Consider the following 16,651-nt stretch of genomic DNA (forward strand, 5'->3'; position numbering starts at 1 on the left):
ACACCACGGAGGGCGCGATGAGTGCACTGCCACGGCCGGCGCTGCCCGCCGGCGCGCACCGCGACCTCAACGATGCCCTGCACGACCTCCACCACCGCGCCGGCTGGCCCTCCCTGCGCACCCTCGGCAAGCAGACCGGCGTCTCCCACACCACCGTCTCCAAGGCGTTCTCCGCCACCGCGCTGCCGAGCTGGGGCACCCTCGAGCTCCTCGTCGAGACGATGGACGGCGACACCACCGCCTTCCACGACCTCTGGCTCGCCGCGTCCTCGACGGGTCCCGACGACCCGGCCCCCACCCCACGCATCGCCGGGCGGAGGGCCGAGCTCAGCGCCGTACGACGACACCTCGAGACCGGCACCGGACTCCTCCTCGTCACCGGCGAGGCCGGCATGGGCAAGACGACCCTCGTCGACGCCGCGACGCAGAAGACCGACACGTTCATCGCTACCGGACACTGCCTGCCGCTGTCGTCGGCCGTCCCGCTGATGCCGGTCGCCGACCTGCTGCGCTCCGTTCTGCGATCGGACGGCGGCGACGGCTGGTGGCGCGCCGCAGTCGACGGGTGCCCGCCGTGGACGACGGAGATCCTCACGCGGCTGCTGCCCGAGCTCACAACCACCCCCACCGCCGCGCCCGACGACTCCCCCAACCAGGTGGTCGGTGTCGCCGTTCGGCTGGTGCTGGAGGCTCTGGCATCGCGCCGCGCGTTGGCTGTCGTGCTCGAGGACCTGCACTGGGCCGACACCGCAACCCTCGAGCTGTGGGAGCACCTGCTCACCGGACCAACCGTGCCGGTCGTGGGGACCTGGCGCCTCGATGACGTGTCCGTCGCCCCCGCCAATGCCGAGTGGTTCACCCGCGTACGGCGGATGGCAACCGTGTCGACGCTGGCCCTGGAAGCGTTGTCCGCCGAGGAGACGGGCCACCAGATGGCGCTGTTGACCGGGCGGGAGCCCACCGTGCCCGAGGTCGAGGCCACGTACGCCCGCACGCGCGGCCTGCCCCTCTTCACCGAGCAGCTTGCCGCCGAGAGCCCGGACGCCGACACCGTGCCCAGGCTGCTCTCGGACCTCCTCGACACACGCCTCGGGCAGCTGACGGGACCGACGTGGGTCGCAGCCCGAGTCCTGGGCGTGGCCGAACGGCCCCTGACCAGCGCAGTCATCGCGACGGGGACCGGGCTCGACCCCAGGGAGGTGACGGACGCGTTGCGCGTGCTCGGCGAACGGCACCTGCTCGCCACGGTGTCCGAAAGTGCCGTTACCGTGCGCCACCCGCTCCTGGCCGAGGCGATCCAACGACGCACCATGGTCGGCGAGCGCGAGGAGCAGCACGCGGGCCTCGCCCGTGCCCTCGCCGAGTCACCAGATCCAGTCCCGGCCGAGGTCGCCCACCACTGGCGAGCTGCCGGACGACCGGACGAAGAGCTGACCTGGCGGATCCGGGCCGCTCGGGCCGCGCACGACCGGATCGCGCTGCGCCACGAGGTCCGGCAGTGGGTGCGCGCGATCGAGCTCTGGCCGCAAGGCGCCGCCACCGCGGGCGACGACGCCACCCGACGCTACGACGCTCTCCTGGCCGCGCTCGACATCATCGGCGGTGTCACGCACGAGCATGCCCTCATGCTGATCGCAGACGCGGAGGCCCTGATCCCAGACTTGGCACCGTCCGAGGCCGCCGAGTTGCAGCAGCGGATGGGGAACTACCTGGTCGAGGAGGGTGAGGTGGATCGCGGACTCGCGCTGATCCACGGAGCGCTCGACATCTACGAGGCCGGCCCACCGACGGAGGGCCACGGGCGCGCGCTGTTCGTGCTGGCCTGCGTGATGCGGCAGCTGGGCCGGGCAGAGGAGGCTGCATCGGCGCTGTCGCACGGCCTTGAGGTGGCGAGGACGTCCCACGACCTCCGCGGGACTCGCAGGTTGCTGGCGATGCAGTCCTGGATCGATGTGCTCCACGGTCGGCACCGGTTGGCACTCCAGCGCCTGGACGAGGCACGCGCGGTGCCGGTCGAGGGGATGGACCCCCGCGGGGACGTGATGGTCGCGGGCGCACTCCAGGATGCGCTGATGCTCACCGGTGGGGACGTGGAGGACGTCCTGTCGGCCGGCAGGTGGGGGCTTGCGGCCGCCGACGCATGGGGGCTCGACACCCTGTCCGTCCTCGTCCTGCGCTTCAACATGGCGCTCGCACTCCGGCGCGCAGGACGGGTCGGCGACGCCGCGGACCTTCTGTCCACCGGCGAACCGATACGCGGGCGGCTCGAGAACCTGCTCCAGTTCGAGCGGGCGGCGCTGGCGATGCTGCAGGGGCGCGCGGCGGATGCGCGAGACCTCGTCGACGCACTGGACTCGCTCGAGTGGTCGTCGGCCCAGGATCAGATCGAGCTCGGGGAGACCCTGGCCGAGGTCGAGACGTGGACGGGTCGCGCCGGCGATGCCCTGCGTCGGCTGCTGAGCACGGGCGAGGCACTCGCACCCACCGAGGCGTCACGGGACCTGGCGCCGGTCCTGGTCCGGGCGGCGTCGGCCGCGTCCGCGCCGGACGCCGCCCTGGCTGAGCGACTGAGCGTGCTGCTCGCACGCTGCGCGCGTGATCCCTTCGCGGAGCGGGGTCCCGCCGACCGTCCTGCCCTCGCGGCCACGTGGCGCGCGGAGATCGACCGGCTGTCCGGCGGGGACACGGTGGCGCCGTGGGCGAAGGCGGCCGAGCACTGGGGCCGGCTGCGCCGACCGCACGACGCGGCGTACTGCCGGTGGCGAGGTGCGCAGGCGGCGCTCCGTGAGGGCCGAGGAACGGTGGCCGCGCGCCTCCTGGCACGCGCGGCCACCGACTCCCGCGAGCACGTCCCCCTCAGCCGGGCGATCGTGGCGACCCGCGAGGGCCGTTGATCGCGCGGCTGGCCCCGCAGGGGGACGGCGCCCTCCTCACGGCATGAAGTCGGCGATCCGCGCGACGGGGACGGGCCGAGCCGCTGCGGGCTCGGACGTCTCGAACCGACCCGTCGGGCAGGTCGGCTGCGGGCCTTCGGCGTTGTTCCACGGCGAGCGGATCATGAAGCAGGGACGGTCGTGGCCCTCGTCGCTGGTCCCCGCCGTGGCCGGTGCGGTGCTGCTGGTCATGGCGATGGTGAAGACGGCGGCTCCGGCGATGGCGCCGGCCCGGCGGAATGCGGTGGTGTTCATGGTGACTCCCCTGGGTTGGTCCGCCGTGGACGTCGGCGGGTGGTCGTCCCAGAGTTGGCGCGTCAGACCCCCGGTTGACGGGGGTTGACGGAAGTGGACAGCTAGGCGCTGAGGCCGTCCTCGACCGACGCCAGCCAGCGTTGTACGGCGATCGCCGCCGCCCGTCCGGCACGGTTGGCGCCGATGGTGCTGGCCGAGGGGCCGTAGCCGACGAGCTGGACCCGCCGGTCGAGCACGGCGGTCACGGCGCTCTGCACCGAGCCGCCGACGTCCAGCTGGATCCCGCCGCGCGCCGAGTGGAGGGGCAGCGGGGCGAGGTGCGCGACAGCGGGCCGGAACCCCGTGGCCCAGAGGATGACGTCGACCGGCTCGAAGGTCCCGTCCGACCACCGCACGCCACCCGGCTCGATGCTCGCGAACATGGGACGGCGCCGGTAGGCGCCCAGCCGCTCGGCCTCGCGCTCCTGCGGACGCAGGGACAGCCCGGTGACGCTGACGACGCTCGCCGGCGGGAGACCGCGGCGGACGCGGTCCGCGACCAGGGTGACGGCCGCCAGACCGGCCTCGGGCGCGAAGTCGCCGGTGCGCCACACGGGCTCGCGGCGGGTGACCCACAGGGTGTCGGTGACCGGGGCCAGCTCGCCGAGGAACTGCACGGCGCTGGCTCCGCCACCGACGACCACCACGCGGCGGCCGGCGAAGTGCTCCGGGCCCGGGTAGTCGACGGTGTGCAGCTGTTCGCCGGCGAAGGTCTCGATGCCGGGGTAGTGCGGGACGAAGGGCTGGGTCCAGGTGCCGGTCGCGTTGACCAGGGTGCGGGTGCGCCAGGTCCGATCGCCCGCGTGCACGACGAGCAGGTCGTCCTCGTCGGTCACGCGATCGACGACGACCGGGCGGATGACGGGCAGCTCGAAGCGGCGCTCGTAGTCGGCGAAGTAGGTCGGCACGACCTCGTTGGCGCGTTGGTCGGACCGCACCGGTGCGGTCGCGTCGGGCAGGTCGGCGACCCCGTGGACGTCGTCCATGCTCAGCGAGTCCCACCGGTGCTGCCACGCGCCGCCGGGCCGTTCGTTGGCGTCGAGCACCACGTGCTCGATGTCGCGGCGGGCGAGGTGGCGCGAGGCGGAGAGGCCGGCCTGGCCGGCGCCGATGACCACCGAGTCGAGGATCTGCACACCGGCCCAACGCCCGGGCTGCGTCGGGTATGCCCCGCCCAGCGGCGTACCCTGACGTTTCGTGAGCGACGAGATCCCCTACTCCGACATCCTCCCCAGCCACGGATCGAACGGCACCGACGAGACGCCGTACAGGCTGGTGACGACCGAGGGCGTGAGCACCTTCGAGGCGGAGGGTCAGACCTTCCTGCGGGTCGATCCCGAGGCGATCCGGCGGCTGACCGCCGAGGCGATGCACGACATCAGCCACTACCTGCGCCCGGCCCACCTTGCCCAGCTGCGCAAGATCATCGACGACCCCGAGTCCAGCGGCAACGACCGCTTCGTCGCGCTCGACCTGCTCAAGAACGTCAACATCTCGGCCGGCGGCGTGCTGCCGATGTGCCAGGACACGGGTACGGCGATCGTGATGGGCAAGAAGTCCGAGGGCGTGCTCACCGGCGTCAACGACGCAGAGGCGATCAGCAACGGGGTCAAGGACGCCTACACCAAGCTCAACCTGCGCTACTCGCAGCTCGCGCCGCTGACGATGTTCGAGGAGAAGAACACCGGCACCAACCTGCCCGCGCAGGTGGAGCTGTACTCGATGGAGCAGGGGCCGAAGGGTCCGGAGTACAAGTTCCTCTTCATGGCCAAGGGCGGCGGCTCGGCCAACAAGTCGTTCCTCTTCCAGGAGACGAAGGCGATCCTCAACCCCGACCGGCTGCTGAGCTACCTCGACGAGAAGATCCGCTCGCTCGGCACGGCCGCGTGCCCGCCGTACCACCTCGCCGTCGTCGTCGGCGGCACCAGCGCGGAGTACGCCCTCAAGACAGCGAAGTACGCGTCGGCGCACTACCTCGACGACCTGCCGACGTCCGGCTCGATGAGCGCCCACGGGTTCCGCGACCTCGAGCTCGAGGAGGAGGTCTTCAAGCTGACGCAGTCGTTCGGGATCGGCGCGCAGTTCGGCGGGAAGTACTTCTGCCACGACGTCCGCGTCGTCCGCCTCCCCCGCCACGGCGCCTCCTGCCCCGTCGCGATCGCGGTCTCGTGCTCCGCCGACCGGCAGGCGTTGGGCAAGATCACCGCCGAGGGCGTCTTCCTCGAGCAGCTCGAGACCGACCCCGCGCACTACATGCCGACCGCCGGCGTCTCCGACGAGATCTCGGCCGGCGAGGTCGTCAAGATCGACCTGTCGCAGCCGATGCCGTCGATCCTGGAAGAGCTGTCCCGCCACCCGGTGAAGACGCGGCTCTCGCTGACCGGCCCGCTGGTCGTCGCCCGCGACATCGCGCACGCGAAGATCAAGGAGCGCCTCGACGGCGGCGAGGAGATGCCGTCCTACCTCAAGGACCATCCGGTCTACTACGCCGGACCGGCGAAGACCCCGGCCGGGATGGCGTCCGGGTCGTTCGGGCCGACGACGGCCGGGCGCATGGACTCGTACGTCGCGCAGTTCCAGGCCGCCGGCGGGTCGATGGTGATGCTCGCGAAGGGCAACCGCTCGAAGGTCGTCACCGAGTCGTGCGACACCAACGGCGGCTTCTACCTCGGCTCCATCGGCGGTCCGGCCGCCCGCCTCGCCCAGGACTGCATCACCTCGGTGTCGGTGCTGGAGTACGAGGAGCTCGGCATGGAGGCCGTCTGGAAGATCGAGGTCGAGGACTTCCCGGCCTTCATCGTCGTCGACGACAAGGGCAACGACTTCTTCACCGACCCCTCCGGCGCCGTCAACGTGCCACTCTCGGGGATCAGGGTGCGCTCGGCGGAGAAGTAGCCGACATGACCGCGGCGAGGTGGCTGCCCCACTGGGGCTGGCCGCTGGCCGCTGGCCGGCGCGGTCGGTGTGCGGCTCCCCGGAGCACTCCGTCGGGGACACCCTGACCCTGTGGGTCTCCCCCGGACCGCTCCGACACCCTTCCGTACGTCGCCGACCCGGCACTGACTCGTCGCCCTCGTGGTCCACCCCGTGCCGTTCGCGGTGATCGACCTCGCCCTCCGCGGGTGGTGGCGGGTGCTCATGCGCGGCCGCCGGCGTCGCGGCGAGCGGCGTACCTCCCCCTGCGGCCCACGACGACAGGGTGTCGGACGTCCGCCGGGACGTCCGACGACCCGGCTGTCCGGGCGACCACCTCGTCGGACGTCCCGCTCGACGTCCGACGAGGTGGTCGCCGGATCGTCGGACGTCCCTCGAACCCCGTCAGCGGCAGGCCTGATCAACCGTGCACGGTCACCGTCCGCCGGTCGCGGCAGTCAGAGCTGTCAACACCCTGACCCCCGCGGCATCCAGGTCCTCCAGGCTGTCGGAGTGCAGGGCCACCGAGGTGTAGGTGCCAGCGATGCACGACTGTCCGCTCACGGCTTGCGGATCCTCGCGGCTGGGCACGATGTTCACGGTCTGGTGCGAATCGTCCGGCAGACCCTGGAGCTCCAGCAGGTCCGAGAACGTCGCGCAGGCCTGCTCGTCGTCGAACCCGTCAACGAGCTGCTCGCGCGCAGCGGCGATCTTGGCACGGCTGCCCGGGTCGTCGAGCAGCCCGGACTGCTCGGCCACGTCGAGCAGCGCCGGCAGCTCATCGGACTACTGCCTGGCGCGAACCTGGACGACCTGCACGACGCCCGCGTCCCCCACCCGGTAGGCGCACCCGGGTAGCTCACCGATCCCCTCGTCCCGGCGCGCTGTGATCTCCTGACCAGCCAGGTCCTCGACCTCGACGTCCGACAGCAGGGAGCACGCCTCGGACTGCTCCGTGCGCTCACCACCCCCGCCCTGGTCGTCGGCGCAGCCGGCGAGCAGGAGGAGACCGGCCAGGACGACGAGGGAGCGCACGTGCGGGACCGTAACCCGCATGAAGAATCCCCGGACGCGATCGGCCAGATCGCCTCGGGAACGTCCGACGGAGTGGTCGCCCCGGCGACCGAACCGTCGGACGTCCCGCTCGACGTCCGACGAGGAGGTCGCCGGATCGTCGCACGTACGCCGACGCGTCGGCGCGCGCAGGTCAGGCGATGCGGTCCAGGTGCGGGCATCCCCGCGAGCGCAGCGCGTCGATGATCTGGTCGAAGAAGTCGTCGGCGGCGACGCGCAGGCCAAGGAGTGGCAGCCGCAGCACCAGGGCATCGGTGAGGGCCACGTCGTTGTGCCTGAGCGCGTCGGACACGGCGTTCTGCACCCAGCCGTGCTGGATGCCGTCGATCTCGACGACGACACCCCAGTCGTCCCAGTAGACGTCGAGGTAGTAGCGGCCGTCCCTCGTCCTGCGACGAACCTGCCGGCTCGGCGCAGGGAGACCTCGCGCGCGGCAGGCACTCGCGAACTCGTGCTCGCTGATCGAGCGCACGCCGTCGAGGAGGTCGAGGATCGTCGCGTGCACCAGCCGCCGACGCCGATCACGACGGATGCGCAGGGCCTCGATCCCGAGTCGTTCCGCGGTCGTCAGTCCTTGCTGCACCGCCATCGTCATGATCAGCACCGCCTGCTTGTCGGACCGCGCCCAGAGCGCTCCCCGGACGGCCGCGACGTCGGGCTTCGTGCGTGGGACACCGGTCGGTGCCACGTCGTCCGCGCTGTAGCGCCGAGTCTGGTGGATGTTCAGCCCCCTCCCGCGCCTGCGTCTTGCGTTGCGTGGCACCGAGATCCGCAGGGTCTCCTCGTCGAAGCCTCGCAGCCCCGAGGCGATCAGTGCCGTTTCGCCGTCCAGCACCGCGCGTGGGCCGGCTTCGAGGACGGCCGCCCACTGCACGCCTTCGGTCGAGAGGGGACCGGCGTGCAGGGCCACCACCTGGGTCTCCACCTTCTGCCACCGCCGGGCCGCGATGTTGGCGCGGATCTGGGAGCGCGTCACCGACAGCTCGAGGAGCTGCGGGCGGGAGACGACCCCGCCCTGCTGCTCTGCCAGGCGCGCCGCTGTCACCAGGCGGCGACGCCGCAGGACGGCCGGGTCGTCGAGGTCCATGCACCGAGCCTGCGGGGTCGCGCAGCGGCGTACCAGACCCTCATCCGGACTTGTGGACAGCGGCAGCGGCCTGCGTCCGACGATGTGGCGACCACGTCGTCGGACGTCAGCCGGGACGTCCGACGAGGGGGCTGCCCGGGCGACCGGGACGTGGGACGTCCCGAGCGACGTCCGACGAAGCGGCCCTAGGCGCGTACGCCGACGAGCGACCCGCGCCGACGGGCGTCGAGCGGGGAGGGCCGGCGGTCGAGACGCCCGTCGAGCAGCTCGAGGGCGAGGGCGGGCTGCTCGGAGCTGACCAGCGCGAAGAGGAGCGTCTCCTCCACGACCTCGCGCTGGGCGGCCGAGCCCCCGACGCGGACCAGGGTCGGCAGCAGCTCGGTCAGGGTCGCGGCCGCGGCGGCCCACTCACCCTCGCCGGCCGACAGCAGGGCCGTGCACAGCGACGCGACGGTGGCCGACATCGTCGGGTCGGACGACGCGGCGCACCACGCCCGCAGCTGCGCGAGCCGGGGCAGGTCGCCCGCGGCGGCCAGCGCCAGCGCCGAGTGCATCGCCACGAACGGCGTCTCCGGGCGGTCGATCAGGTCGGGCCCGGCGGCGTCGATGACGCACTCGACCGGCGGCGGGGCGCTCTCCGCGGAGGCAGCGTCGACCGGCCACGACGACGTCGTGATCCGCCAGCGCCACAGCAGCGAGGCCGAGTCGATGAGCGCACGGACGCCGGTGACGGTCGGCGGCGCGAGCTGGCTGTAGTAGCGCTGGCGCACGGCCTCGGTGTCCCCGAGGGCGAGGTCGTGCAGGGCGGCGTGCCAGGAGAAGTGGGCGCGGTGCGAGGCCGAGCGGCCGCTCTCCGCGACCCAGTGGTCGAGCCACACGCGCCCGCCCTCGTGCTTGCCGGTCTCGTACATCACGTGCGTCTGCGCGTGCACCGCGTGCCCGGAGGACGGCTCGCAGAAGAGCGCGCTCTCGGCGAGCAGGCCGGCCTCGTCGAAGCGGCCCTGGTCCTGTCGGGTGAAGGCCTGGAGGGAGATGTACCACCAGTGGTCGCCGTACGCCGGAGCCAGCCCGTCGACGAGGTCCCACGCCTCCTGCTGGATGTCGGTGACACCGGAGAACGCGATGGTGGGTACGGCGGCGGAGACCGCGAGGACGTCGCGCGGGTGGTGCGCGATGTGGTTCATCAGTGCCTTGGCGCCCTCGTGCCGGGCGTCGTCGACGCGGCGGCCGATCACGTCGACCAGGCTGCGCTCGCGCTCGTCACCCCGCTTGAGCACGCCCCGCCGGGCGGCCTGGAGCGACGCAGCCACGTCGGTGGCGGCGCCGGCCTCGTGGCCGAGCATCGCCAGGGCGGCGTGCGCCAGCGCGAAGTCGGGATCGAGGGCGGCGGCCTCGCGGAGCAGGTCCTCGCCGCCGGACTGGAGGCGCATGACCTTCTCGATGCCGGCGTTGTAGAACGACGCGGCCTCGGCGGTCGCCGACAGGGGCAGCCCGAGCGGGTCGCGCGGTCGGGCGACGGGGTGGTGGCCGCTGACCAGGCGGCCGTCCTCGAGCCGACGTGGCAGCGGCGCGACGGCGTCGAGCACGCTGACGGCGAGGCCGAGCGCCTGCGAGCGGATCTCCGGGACGGCCGTCGACTCCCACAGCTCACCGCGACGCAGCGCGCCGAGGGTCCACACCGGGGCGTCGGCGCGTCCGGTCGAGTCGAGCAGCCGGCCGTCGCGCGTGCGGAAGCCCATCCCGGCGGTGGCCGCCTGCGCCAGCGAGACGCCGCCGCGAGGGGTGAGGAGGTCGTCCACGAGCGGGTGGCCGAGGAGGCGTACGTCGAGGGCAGGACCGGTGCAGTTGACCACCCAGCCGACGTCGTGGCCGGAGCCGTCGGACAGCGTCACGTGCAGCCCGCCGGTCGGCAGCGGGGAGGCGTCGACGACCGAGGCGGCGCGCTGACGGAGCCGGTCGACGCTGGTCAGCGAGCGGAGGACGGCCGCCGACGACGGGGGCATCCGGTGCCGGACGCGGTTCCAGTCGCTCGCCTCCGAGGCGAGGAAGGAGAGGCGGTCGTCCTCCGACAGGCGCTGCCACAGCTCACTGACGCGGAAGCGGAGGCCGTCCATCGCGGGACGCCAGTCGCCGCCGGCCTCGCGGACCCGGTCGACGTGCTCGTGCGCGGCGGCCCGCACCTCGGCGAGGGTGCTCCCCCACTCCTCGACGTCGGGGATGGCGGCGAGCTGGAGCTCGTCGGCGTGCGAGGCCGGGAGCTCGCCGGTGCGTGACACGGCGAGCACCCGGCGGTCCTCGCGCGCCCCGGGACGCGTCAGCGAGAGGACGACGTCGACCATCGTCAGGCCGGCGCCGACGAGCAGCACGTCGCCGGGACCGGCCGCGTCGCGGCGTACGACGTCGAGCGCGCCGGGCGCCCAGGGGTCGGCGACGAAGAAGGGCGAGCGCCGCAGCGCCTCCGGAGCCCAGTCGTGGCCGGCGGCGGGGAGGCCGGTGGCGACGACGACCGCGGCGGCGTCGAGGTCGTGGCCGTCGTGCAGGCTGACCGTGGCGCCGGAGGACGAGCGGCGGACGCCGACGGCGCGGGCCCGCACGTGGCGCAGGGAGGCCGTGGCGGCCGCCATGTCGAAGGCGTCGGCGAGGGTCTCGTCGAGGTAGCGCGCGAACTGGCGGCGCGGCGCGAACGTCGCGGGCTCCGGCGAGGACCCGTGGTCCTGGCGCGCCCGCCACGCGACGAAGTGTCCGGGGTCCTGCGGCAGCGCGGTCATGCCCGCGGCCGGGACGTTGAGGAGGTGCTCGTCGTCGGTGGTGCCGAAGGCGGTGCCGCGGCCGGCCCGATCGGCGGGGTCGACGAGGACGACGTCGACGCTGGTGCCGCGCTGGTGGGCGGTGCGGGCCAGGTGGATGGCGACGAGGGTGCCGGCGGCGCCGCCACCGATCACCACGACCTGCGGACGCTTGAGGGACTCGGACACGCATACCTCCTTAGAAGATCAATTCACTCTACTTACCAAGGAATGAGATGCGCGAATCGACGCGCCCGTTGCCGAGGCTGCGGATCCGGGTGCTTGGATGACCGCCATGCAGGACGGACTGAACGGCGCCCCCGAGGTCGCGGAGATCGCCCGCGCCGAGTCCGAGCGCGGCGAGGTGGTGCTGCGCCGGCGGGTCAACGAGCAGGCTGCCGAAGTCCTCGAGCTGCGCGTCAACGGCGTCTTCGTGATGGACACCCTCGAGACCGGCACCGAGATCGAGCTGGCCGCGGCGGCCCTGGAGCTGGTCCCCGACCCCCGCGACGTCGTCGTCGGCGGGCTCGGTCTCGGGTTCACGACGCAGCGGGTGCTGGCCGACCCGCGGGTCGAGAAGGTGATGGTCGTCGAGATCGAGGACGCCCTGATCGGCTGGATGCGCGACGGCACCGTCCCCCACGGCCCCGCCCTCCTCGCCGACCAGCGCGTCAGGGTCGTCAACGCGGACATCCAGATGGCGATCGCGGAGGCTCGCTCGACGTACGACCTGGTGCTGCTCGACGTCGACAACGGCCCGGGCTACCTCGTGCACGCGGACAACGAGCGGGTCTACCAGGAGGCCTTCCTGGCGCGCTGCCGCGAGCTGCTCAACCCGGGCGGCGTGCTGGTCGTCTGGTCGGCCGCCGCCGCGCCGGAGCTGCTCGCCGCGATGCGCGCGGTCTTCGACGACGCCGAGGAGCAGGAGCACGCCGTGCTGCTGCAGGACCGGCCCGAGACCTATTTCCTGTACGTCGCTCGCTGAGCCCCAGACGGGGAGTCAGCTCGAGATCAGCGAGGGCATCAGGGTGAGCGCCCGCTCGCGCAACGACTCCAGCGCGGCGCCCGTGCCGGTCAGGTGCTCGAGCAGCGCCTTCTCGAAGACTCCGTCGAGCAGCGCGTAGGCGGTGCCGCGGTCGAGCGCGGGTCGCGCGCCGGCGAGCTCGGCGAAGCGCGAGACGACCCGCCAGATCATCAGCTCCAGCGAGTGGTCGATCTCGAGGACGGCCTCGCGCAGCGACTCCTCGAACATCGCCTGCGTGCGGAGGTCGTACCACAGCCGGTGCATCTGCGGCTCGTCGGTGAGCGTCTCGACGAGCTTGTCGGCGAAGCGCCCGAGCAGCTCGTCGGCGGTCGTCGAGGTGGCCACGAGCTCGTCATAGCGGGTCGCGCACTGCGCCTTGTAGTAGCGCACGCAGTAGGTGATCAGCTCGACCTTGTTGTCGAAGTAGTAGTGCACGACGCCGTGGGAGTACGGCGAGTTCTGGGCGATCTCCCGCAGCGAGGTGCGGGCGTAGCCACGCTCGCCCAGGGTGACCAGGGCGGACTCCGCGAGCTCGTCGCGGCGGGCGTCGACCTTCGCCTCCCGGGTCGTCCGCGGGGTGGTCGCCGAGGTGCTCATCTCGTCATCGTAGGTCAGCCCCGATCAACGTCTCGTCAATCGCCCGGAGAAGTCTTGACACTCGTCAAGCGCCCTCGACACAGTGACAGCCACCACTCCCCGAGCCCCCAGGAGCCCCGATGAGCGTCTTCGATCTGACCGGCCGCACCGCCCTGGTGACCGGCGCCGCCCAGGGTCTGGGCGAGGGCATGGCCAAGGCGCTGGCAGCCGCCGGGGCGACGGTGATGATCGGCGACGTGCAGGAGTCGGGCGCCGAGACCGCGGCCGCGCTCGGTGACGGGCACGGCTTCGTGAAGCTGGACGTCACCGACGACGACTCGTGGGCGGCGGCCTGCACCGCCACCGTGGAGCAGCTCGGCGGGCTCGACATCCTCGTCAACAACGCGGGCATCGAGATCACCAGCCTGCTGACCGAGGTCGAGTCGGAGCAGATCCGCAAGATGCTCGAGGTCAACGTCCTCGGCACCACCCTCGGGCTCAAGCACGGCCTGCGGACGATGCGTCCCGGCGGCGCGGCCGGGAAGGGCGGCTCGATCATCAACGTCGCCTCGGTCGCCGCGACCATCGCCTTCCCCGGGATCGCGGTCTACAGCGCCACCAAGTCGGCCGTCGACCGGCTGACCAAGGTCGCCGCCATGGAGGCCGGCAAGCTCGGCACCGGCGTCCGGGTCAACTGCATCTACCCCGGCCTCGTGCCCACGGCCATGGGCGCCGGGCTCGCCAACGACGTGGCCGAGATCGGCTTGTTCGCGAGTGCCGAGGAGGCCGTCGGCGCCGTCGTCGAGCTCACGCCCGCGGGCCGTCTCGGCACGGTCGAGGACATGGCCGACGCCGTCGTGTTCCTGGCCTCCGACGCCTCGCGCTTCGTCACCGGCGCCGGACTGCCGGTCGACGGCGGCATGGGGATGTGAGGGAGGAGCTTGCGACTCGTCGACTACCTCGACAAGGGGGCCAGCCTCGACCCGGGTGCCCCCTGCCTGACCACGGACGGCGTCTCGACGTCGTACGCCGAGGTGGTCGACGTGTCGCACGCCATCGCCGACGGCCTGCGCCGCCGGGGTGTCGGGCCCGGCGGCAAGGTCGCGATCATCTCGGCCAACGACCCGCGCGCCTTCACCTGCGTGCTCGGCATCAGCCGGGCCGAGGCGGTGTGGTGCCCGATCAACCCGCGCAACGAGGCCGGTGAGAACCGCGAGCTCCTCGACCTCTTCGACTGCGAGGCCGTGATCTTCCAGGCCACGTTCGCACCGCTGGTGGAGAAGATCCGGGGCGACCTGCCCGGCGTCCACTCGTGGATCCGGCTCGACGACGACGTCACGAGCCCCTCGGACCTCGGCTGGTCCGACTTCGTGGAGACGGACCAGCCGAGCACCAACCCGGACCCGGCACCGTCCTCCCCCGACACGCTGGCGATGTTGGTCGGCACCGGCGGCACGACCGGCCGCCCCAAGGGGGTGATGCTCAGCCAGGGCAACCTCGAGACGATGACCGCGCTGACGCTGATGGGCTATCCCGTCGGCGAGCGCCCGGTCTACCTCGCGCTCGCGCCGCTCACCCACGCCGCCGGCGTGCTCTGCTTCCCGATGCTCGCCAGCGGCGGCGAGATCGTGATCATGCGCGCCCCCGACGTGCACGAGTTCCTCGCCCTGATCGAGCGGCACCGGGTGACCCACACCTTCCTGCCGCCGACCCTGATCTACATGGTGCTCGCGGCCGAGGAGCTCGACGCGACGGACCTCGGCAGCCTCCGGTGCTTCTGGTACGGCGCGGCGCCGATGTCCGCCGTACGTCTCGAGGAGGCGATCACCCGGATCGGGCCGGTGATGGCCCAGATCTTCGGCCAGACGGAGGCGCCGATGATGATCGCGATGATGCCGCCCGCGGACCACGTCGACAAGCACGGCGGCGTACGCCGAGAACGGCTCTCCGCCGCCGGCCGACCCGCTCCCCTGGTGCACGTGGCGATCCTCGACGGCGACGACCGGCCGGTGCCCGCGGGCGAGCGCGGGGAGATCTGCGCGCGCTCGTCGCTGGTGATGCAGGGCTACTACAAGGACGCTGCCGCGACCGCGGAGGCGCTGCGGGGCGGCTGGCTGCACACCGGGGACATCGGCTTCCTCGACCCCGACGGCTTCCTGCACATCGTCGACCGGGCGAAGGACATGATCATCACCGGCGGCTTCAACGTCTACTCCACCGAGGTCGAGCAGGCGATCAGCGCGCACCCGTCCGTGCAGGACTGCGCCGTGGTCGGGCTCCCCGACGACACGTGGGGCGAGCGGGTCGTCGCGGTCATCCAGCCGGCCGGCGGCGCGAGCGTCGACGCCGCCGAGCTGACCGCGTTCGTCAAGGCGCGCATCGGCTCGGTCAAGGCCCCCAAGCAGATCGAGGTCTGGGACGACCTGCCGCGCTCCAAGGTCGGCAAGGTGCTCAAGAAGGACATCAAGGAGCGCCTGGCGCCGTAGTCGCCCCCCGCTCTCAACCCATCCGTCGTGCGTTGCGTAGGGAAGGGTGAGAAGCATCGGGAGCAGCACGGGAGGACGCCATGGACCGCCACCAGAGGGACCGCGAGTTCGAGGAGTTCGTGGCCGCGTCGTGGCCGCGGCTCCGGCGTGCCGCCTACCTCCTCGCCCACGACACCCACGACGCCGAGGACCTCGTCCAGTCCGCGCTCGCCCGCTGCTACGCGGGGTGGGGACGGATCCGCGCCGACTCCGCCTACGCCTACGTCCACCGGGCGCTGGTCAACGGCTACATCGACAGCACCCGGCGCCGTACCCCCGTGCCGGTCGACCACACCACGGCCGACGAGCCCGCGCCGGGCTCCCCGACCGACGACGCGGACCAGCGCAGCGAGCTCGTCGAGCTCCTCGCCCCGCTCTCGCCGCGCGAGCGCTCGATCGTCGTGTGGCGCTACTACCTCGACGCCTCCGAGCAGGACGTCGCCCACGAGCTCGGCGTCTCCGTCGGGACCGTGAAGAGCACCGCCTCGCGCGCGCTCGCCCGGCTCCGCTCGGCCCACACCACCACCTCACTCACCTCGTCCCAGGAGCACCGATGACCCAGCACGACGACCACGACCTCGCCCTCCTCGTCCGCGACGACCCGGTGCACACCGGGCCGGCCGACACCGCCCGGATGATCCGCGTCGGCACCCGCCTGCGCCGCCGCCGGCAGGTAGGGATCGCCGCCGCGGTCGGCCTCGCGGCCGCCGCCGTCGTCGCCCCGTTCGTGCTGCTCGGTGGCACGGACACCGCCGTCGACACCGACCTCGCGCCCGCCGGCCAGACCAGTGCGAGCACCAGCGAGGCGGCACAGGACCCCTCGACCGACCCGACCCAGGTCACGCCGAAGTCCCTGCGGGACCTGAGCGGCTCGGCGCAGGTCTGCGGCGTCGCTGTGTGCCGCGTCAGCCGGGGCACCGTCGGCTCCGTCGAGCGGGGCGAGGTCATCGGCACCCGGCTCGAGATGGGCACCTTCGACGGCGTCCCCGAGGTCCTCTACGCCGCGCGCAACAAGGGCTTCGACACGATCACCGGCAAGCCCAAGGACAGCGTCGACGTCCTCTCGGCCGGCATCGTCGTCGACGGCCAGCTCCGCCGCACCGTCTGGTCCTTCCAGCCCGTCGAGGAGGCAGGGGTCCTCGGCCCGGTCTTCCTGTACGGCGCCCAGCGCACGATCGCCGAGGACGGCACGCCGCAGTTCGCGATGTTCGGGCTGATCGAGGGTGAGCACCAGGAGGTCACCGCGACCGTCGACGGACAGTCGCGCCCGGTCGCCGGGCTGAGCACCACCGTCTATCCCGGCTACACCGCGTTCTACGACCGTGGTCCCTGGGACGAGAGCTGGGGCGACCGGGCCGAGATCACCTACGGCGTGCCGGGCGGTCCGTCGTGCACCCCGCTGGAGTGCGGGATGATCGGCTGAGCCCGGAGTAGTTTCG

The 16,651-nt window shown here is 72.5% G+C and carries 14 protein-coding genes; 7 read left to right on the forward strand and 7 right to left on the reverse strand.

What is annotated here, in order from left to right:
- Positions 1-17: 17 nt before the first annotated feature.
- Complete coding sequence (locus C7S10_RS00225; RefSeq protein WP_108342414.1) at positions 18-2,894, forward strand: ATP-binding protein; 2,877 nt, start codon at positions 18-20, stop codon at positions 2,892-2,894.
- A gap of 36 nt (positions 2,895-2,930) precedes the next feature.
- Here the strand turns inward: C7S10_RS00225 and C7S10_RS00230 are convergent, their stop codons facing one another.
- Positions 2,931-3,188, reverse strand: coding sequence for a hypothetical protein (locus tag C7S10_RS00230; RefSeq protein ID WP_108342415.1), 258 nt, complete (start codon positions 3,186-3,188; stop codon positions 2,931-2,933).
- Positions 3,189-3,289: 101 nt separating this feature from the next.
- Entirely contained in the window at positions 3,290-4,363 is a 1,074-nt protein-coding gene (locus C7S10_RS00235; protein ID WP_108342416.1) for an NAD(P)-binding domain-containing protein, read from the reverse strand.
- Positions 4,364-4,424: 61 nt separating this feature from the next.
- Here C7S10_RS00235 and C7S10_RS00240 point away from each other — a divergent pair, with 61 nt between their 5' ends.
- Positions 4,425-6,122, forward strand: coding sequence for a fumarate hydratase (locus tag C7S10_RS00240; protein ID WP_108342417.1), 1,698 nt, complete (start codon positions 4,425-4,427; stop codon positions 6,120-6,122).
- 453 nt (positions 6,123-6,575) lie between these two features.
- On the opposite strand, the gene C7S10_RS00245 is transcribed toward C7S10_RS00240, so the two are convergent.
- The 4 genes from C7S10_RS00245 to C7S10_RS00260 form a co-directional block, all read right to left on the reverse strand.
- Complete coding sequence (locus C7S10_RS00245) at positions 6,576-6,899, reverse strand: hypothetical protein (protein WP_108342418.1); 324 nt, start codon at positions 6,897-6,899, stop codon at positions 6,576-6,578.
- Positions 6,900-6,926: 27 nt separating this feature from the next.
- Positions 6,927-7,175 (reverse strand): hypothetical protein, encoded by a 249-nt coding sequence (locus C7S10_RS00250; RefSeq protein WP_133176390.1) that lies wholly within the window; start codon positions 7,173-7,175, stop codon positions 6,927-6,929.
- 172 nt (positions 7,176-7,347) lie between these two features.
- Entirely contained in the window at positions 7,348-8,301 is a 954-nt protein-coding gene (locus C7S10_RS00255; RefSeq protein WP_108342420.1) for a hypothetical protein, read from the reverse strand.
- 185 nt (positions 8,302-8,486) lie between these two features.
- Entirely contained in the window at positions 8,487-11,276 is a 2,790-nt protein-coding gene (locus C7S10_RS00260) for an FAD/NAD(P)-binding protein (RefSeq protein ID WP_108342421.1), read from the reverse strand.
- A 106-nt stretch (positions 11,277-11,382) separates the two neighbouring features.
- On the opposite strand from C7S10_RS00260, the gene C7S10_RS00265 reads away from it, so the two are divergent.
- Positions 11,383-12,072: a spermidine synthase gene (locus tag C7S10_RS00265; protein WP_207769175.1), complete on the forward strand. Its 690-nt coding sequence runs from the start codon at positions 11,383-11,385 to the stop codon at positions 12,070-12,072.
- Between the two features lie 15 nt (positions 12,073-12,087).
- Here the strand turns inward: C7S10_RS00265 and C7S10_RS00270 are convergent, their stop codons facing one another.
- Entirely contained in the window at positions 12,088-12,708 is a 621-nt protein-coding gene (locus C7S10_RS00270) for a TetR/AcrR family transcriptional regulator (protein WP_108342423.1), read from the reverse strand.
- Positions 12,709-12,827: 119 nt separating this feature from the next.
- Between C7S10_RS00270 and C7S10_RS00275 the strand changes: the two genes are divergently transcribed.
- The 4 genes from C7S10_RS00275 (at position 12,828) to C7S10_RS00290 (ending at position 16,635) form a co-directional block, all read left to right on the forward strand.
- Positions 12,828-13,619 (forward strand): SDR family NAD(P)-dependent oxidoreductase, encoded by a 792-nt coding sequence (locus C7S10_RS00275; protein ID WP_108342424.1) that lies wholly within the window; start codon positions 12,828-12,830, stop codon positions 13,617-13,619.
- A 9-nt stretch (positions 13,620-13,628) separates the two neighbouring features.
- Positions 13,629-15,173 (forward strand): acyl-CoA synthetase, encoded by a 1,545-nt coding sequence (locus tag C7S10_RS00280; RefSeq protein WP_108342425.1) that lies wholly within the window; start codon positions 13,629-13,631, stop codon positions 15,171-15,173.
- Positions 15,174-15,253: 80 nt separating this feature from the next.
- Positions 15,254-15,769, forward strand: coding sequence for a SigE family RNA polymerase sigma factor (locus tag C7S10_RS00285; protein ID WP_108342426.1), 516 nt, complete (start codon positions 15,254-15,256; stop codon positions 15,767-15,769).
- On the forward strand, positions 15,766-16,635 hold the full coding sequence (locus C7S10_RS00290) for a hypothetical protein (RefSeq protein ID WP_108342427.1): 870 nt from the start codon (positions 15,766-15,768) through the stop codon (positions 16,633-16,635). The genes C7S10_RS00285 and C7S10_RS00290 overlap by 4 nt, the downstream gene beginning before the upstream one ends.
- Positions 16,636-16,651: the final 16 nt, after the last annotated feature.

It is taken from the genome of Nocardioides currus (assembly GCF_003057875.1).
In the GTDB taxonomy this organism is placed as follows: Bacteria; Actinomycetota; Actinomycetes; order Propionibacteriales; family Nocardioidaceae; genus Nocardioides; species Nocardioides currus.

Bases quoted from the DNA above. Each gene is read 5' to 3' on its own strand.
- C7S10_RS00225 (WP_108342414.1), top strand. From the start codon at position 18: ATGAGTGCACTGCCACGGCCGGCGCTGCCCGCCGGCGCGCACCGCGAC.
- C7S10_RS00230 (WP_108342415.1), bottom strand. From the start codon at position 3,188: ATGAACACCACCGCATTCCGCCGGGCCGGCGCCATCGCCGGAGCCGCC.
- C7S10_RS00255 (WP_108342420.1), bottom strand. From the start codon at position 8,301: ATGGACCTCGACGACCCGGCCGTCCTGCGGCGTCGCCGCCTGGTGACA.
- C7S10_RS00265 (WP_207769175.1), top strand. From the start codon at position 11,383: ATGCAGGACGGACTGAACGGCGCCCCCGAGGTCGCGGAGATCGCCCGC.
- C7S10_RS00270 (WP_108342423.1), bottom strand. From the start codon at position 12,708: ATGAGCACCTCGGCGACCACCCCGCGGACGACCCGGGAGGCGAAGGTC.
- C7S10_RS00275 (WP_108342424.1), top strand. From the start codon at position 12,828: ATGAGCGTCTTCGATCTGACCGGCCGCACCGCCCTGGTGACCGGCGCC.
- C7S10_RS00285 (WP_108342426.1), top strand. From the start codon at position 15,254: ATGGACCGCCACCAGAGGGACCGCGAGTTCGAGGAGTTCGTGGCCGCG.
- C7S10_RS00290 (WP_108342427.1), top strand. From the start codon at position 15,766: ATGACCCAGCACGACGACCACGACCTCGCCCTCCTCGTCCGCGACGAC.